The sequence below is a fragment of the Streptomyces sp. SID3343 genome (genome assembly GCF_009865215.1).
In the GTDB taxonomy this organism is placed as follows: Bacteria; Actinomycetota; Actinomycetes; order Streptomycetales; family Streptomycetaceae; genus Embleya.
In genome coordinates this window covers 1-1,403 of the sequence record NZ_WWJX01000255.1, presented here as the reverse complement: position 1 = coordinate 1,403, position 1,403 = coordinate 1, and the positions used below count along the sequence as shown (strand labels likewise).

1 protein-coding gene and 1 pseudogene are annotated in these 1,403 nt (G+C 68.1%); both read left to right on the top strand.

All coding sequences use genetic code 11. The features are described from left to right. Positions 1-600, top strand: a 600-nt coding sequence (locus tag GT354_RS08655) for a hypothetical protein (protein WP_161355672.1), incomplete at its 5' end; no start/stop codon positions are given. Positions 601-648: 48 nt separating this feature from the next. Beyond that, a pseudogene (locus tag GT354_RS52505) lies at positions 649-1,403 on the top strand (hypothetical protein); the annotation flags it as partial.

The following is a 1,403-nucleotide window of genomic DNA, read 5'->3' as shown; positions in this document are numbered from 1 at the left end:
GCGATGGCCGTCACGGGCGATCCCGAGGTCGTCCTGCGGCCCGACGGAACCCTGGGAACCTACGCAGTCCTCGCCGACGGCAGCGTCAACGGACTCGGCCAAAAGAAACCCGGCGGGAACTTCGACGCCGCCTGGCAACGACTCAGCGAAGGCGGCTTCGCGGGCCGGCCCTCCGTCGTGCGATACCCCGACGGCACGATCAGCGTCTACGTGCGGACCACGGGCGGCGTGGTGATGGGGACGGGCAACAAGGCAGGCCCGGGAAGCGACTTCAAACCCTGGCAACAGACCACCCCCGGCGGAGCGATGGCCGTCGCCGGCGACCCCGAGATCGTCCTGCGACCCGACGGAACCCTGGCAACCTACGCAGTCCTCGCCGACGGCAGCGTCAACGGACTCGGCCAAAAGAAACCCGGCGGGAACTTCGACGCCGCCTGGCAACGACTCAGCGAAGGCGGACGATTCGTCGGCCGACCCTCCATCGTGCAGTTCCCCGACCACACCGTCAGCATCTACGTCCGCGGCACCGACGGCGCCTTCTGGGCCACCGGCAACAAATCCGGCCCTGGAAGCGACTTCAAACCCTGGCAACAAGTCTGATCGAGCGCAGGCCCGGAAACCACGCAGGTGCGAAAGGAAACGACGAACATGAACGTGAGCGAAGACTTCGCTGCGGATCGGGTACCGGCGACGCTGCTTGCCGCCGAGGCGGCCTGCCCCGTCCCGGCCACGCGCGATCTCCAGGTGACCAAGACCGTGTACAAGGTGTGCGACGACCTCCGGGTCAACGGCAAGGTCCGTCTGGCTGCCTTCGAGGCGGGCTGGGTCGAGTCCCACATGAACAACCTCCCCTGCGGGGACCGGGACTCGGTCGGTGTCTTCCAACAGCGCCCCAGCCAGGGTTGGGGAACGGTCGAACAGTGCATGAACGTCTCCCACGCCACCACATCGTTCCTCCGCCGCGCCATCGACGCGGACCGCAGAAACCCCGGCTACACGGCGGGTCAAGTCGCCCAGGCCGTACAACGCTCGGGCTTTCCGGGGCGCTACGACGAGGTCGAGGCCAAAGCCCGCTCGTTGATCGCGGAAGCCGAGAAGCTCGTCGGCTCGGGTCTGGGTGGTCCGGAGATGGTGTTGTGGGGCAACGGCACGATCGGGACGTACGCGGTACAGACGGACGGAAACGTGTACGGGCGGGGGCAGTCCGCGCCCGGGGCGGGCTTCGGTCCGTGGCAACAGTTGAGCTCGCAGGGCGGGTTCGCGGGTCGGCCCTCCGTCGTGCGATACCCCGACGGCACGATCAGCGTCTACGTGCGGACCACGGGCGGCGTCGTGATGGGGACCGGCAACAAGGCGGGCCCTGGAAGCGACTTCAAGCCGTGGCAACAGACCACACCCGGCGG